At 56.0% G+C, this 2,216-nt stretch carries 1 protein-coding gene and 2 pseudogenes; 1 reads left to right on the top strand and 2 read right to left on the bottom strand.

The features are described 5' to 3' along the window. Window positions 1-278: 278 nt before the first annotated feature. Window positions 279-407: pseudogene (locus tag ASF26_RS23665) on the top strand (IS3 family transposase); the annotation flags it as partial. A gap of 249 nt (window positions 408-656) precedes the next feature. Here the strand turns inward: ASF26_RS23665 and ASF26_RS11755 are convergent. After that, a complete protein-coding gene (locus ASF26_RS11755) occupies window positions 657-1,046 on the bottom strand; it encodes a helix-turn-helix transcriptional regulator (RefSeq protein WP_082477603.1) in 390 nt (129 codons plus the stop codon). A 277-nt stretch (window positions 1,047-1,323) separates the two neighbouring features. Further along, window positions 1,324-1,806 (bottom strand): annotated as a pseudogene (locus tag ASF26_RS22055) (integrase core domain-containing protein); the annotation flags it as partial. Between the last annotated feature and the right edge of the window lie 410 nt (window positions 1,807-2,216).

Raw genomic sequence — 2,216 nt, 5'->3', positions numbered from 1 at the left:
GCGGAGCGATCTCATCCCAGAGATCATCGGGGAGAAGCGGTCTGGCCATGCCAAACCAACGCTCAACATCCGACTCGGTGCCGTTCTGTTAGGCGCTCTTAGTCGATGACGCAGCCCGGCAGGGATGAAGACAAAATCATCCCTGCCAAGAATCAGCCCATCGACCCAATGTCCCCGTGACCTTTCCACGCAAACTGCGGGAGAACCGCAAAACCGGGGGAGGATCAGCCTACGACATCAGCGAGCGTCGTCGGGCCCGTCAGACCACCGGCTTCGGGCGTTCGTCCCAGCCCCACAGGAAGCGCTCCGGCCCGGAGATCGCGCTGCGGATGCGGTTGAAGGAGCTTGCCGCCGCACGGGTCCGCTACGGCTACCGGCGGCTGCACATCCTGTTGCGACGGGAGGGCTTGACGGCCCTAGCCTTCGCCGACCAATCTGTCACAGCCTAAGAACTTGCATAGGCCTCGAACCACAAACGGAGTCACCTCCAAACCGACGATGCACTAAATTCGAACCTATGCCACCGAATGGGGGCAGGCCAACAAGGAATGGTCAGTCAAGAATTTTACTAATCAGGCCGTTTCGACCACAAGAGATCACTCAATTTGATCCTGACGCCCGATACTCAGTGTATTTATCTATCACTTGCGACGCTGTTATTTTTTTGCTTCAATTTCACAGAATACACGAGCGAGCTCCGCCAGCAAGTATCTGGCGCGGGGATCCTTGATTTTATCAAATGCGTCCTTAAAATAGAAATCTTCTAATGGCACCGCGGCGTCGTTAAGTTTCTGCACGACAGCAGTAGAACTGCTTTCAGGTTGCATATCATAAAAGTAGCTGACGTCGACCCCCAAAGTCTGAGCTATCCGCTGAAGTTTGTCGGCGGCAATCTTACTCTGACCGCTCTCGTATTTTTGCACCTGCTGAAAGGTTACGCCCAAAGCGTTTCCTAGACTTGCTTGGCTCAGGCCGGCCGAACGCCGCAAGGACTTGATGCGAACGCCAATTGCACCCGCGCTTCCATCTTTGTTATCGTCCGGCATAGATTCCTACGTAGTCTAACTTTGAGTCGCGTTGACACCAAACTCGGGTAGAAAATGTGGTGTACTGCATCCCGCATCGTTCCAAAAGGCCCCACCGCTGCAAGGGTGATAAGATGCCCTATCCGAACTAATAGCGACCATAGGAATCACTTATGCCCTTGACACAGCAAATTGGTCCACTGTGAGCGGGGGCTTATTGAGCTACCCATGTTAGGTGTGTGTTTCAAATGTAATGCATGTTAGGCTTAGGAATTAACCCTGTTTGTGGTCTTAGGATCTATGCAAGTTCTTCAACTACGACGGCTTGATTGGCGAAGACTTTGGGCGTCAAGCCGCCCAGAGCCATAGGACGCCGGACTTCGTTGTAGGGGCACCTCCATTCCTCAATGCGGTCACGCGCATCCGCCAGCGACAGGAACCACCAAGCGTTCAGGCACTCCGTCCGTACACGGTCGTTAAACGACTCGATTGTTGCCGCTGTCGGTCGGCTTCCTCGGTAGGGAGAGGGAGAGGGAGAGGCAGAGGCAGGCGCAGAGCGACCCATTCGATCGCGACCCCATTCAGGTCGGCCCACTGGTCGAGCATGCGACCGGCGAACTCAGGTCCGTTGTCCACCCGCAGGCTTTTGGGCCGCCCCCGCAGCCTGAGCAAGGCGTCGGGCACCTCAGTGAGAGGCGCTGAAGTCGCCTCTCGGTGTGAGTGAGAGCGTCTCGCGCGCGTGGCAATCGACCACGGTCAAGATCCGGACGAACCGTCCGTTCAGCCGTCGTATATCGAGGCGGCGACCGTCTCGCGCCGGAAGGGATCGGCGATGCTGTTCCCGGCCCACGCAGGTCTTCAAGCACCACGCGAATCTTCTCCTCCAACGAGAGCTACCGCCGTGTTGTCCGGCGAGTCTCCTTGTTCAGTGCGTCTGCGCTAGGCCCGATTTTTCGTGGAAGGCCATCGCCCCAGGGATGAATCCATCCACTCCCGTTGATGGCGAATGAGACAACTAATATGAGAATAATTCATCTATTCGGAACTTTTATGCGCCATCCGTTGATCGCGCTGTGATCAACCGGCGCTGCCGTTTGGAGAAAACAATGGCCACCGTATCGATCCTGACCAATGCTGGTTTCGACGTTCGCGATTTCTTCGTTCCCAATCTGGGTGGTGCCGATCTCACAT

The organism is Methylobacterium sp. Leaf93, assembly GCF_001422345.1.
Lineage (GTDB): Bacteria > Pseudomonadota > Alphaproteobacteria > Rhizobiales > Beijerinckiaceae > Methylobacterium > Methylobacterium bullatum.
This window is presented reverse-complemented; position numbering and strand designations above follow the sequence as displayed.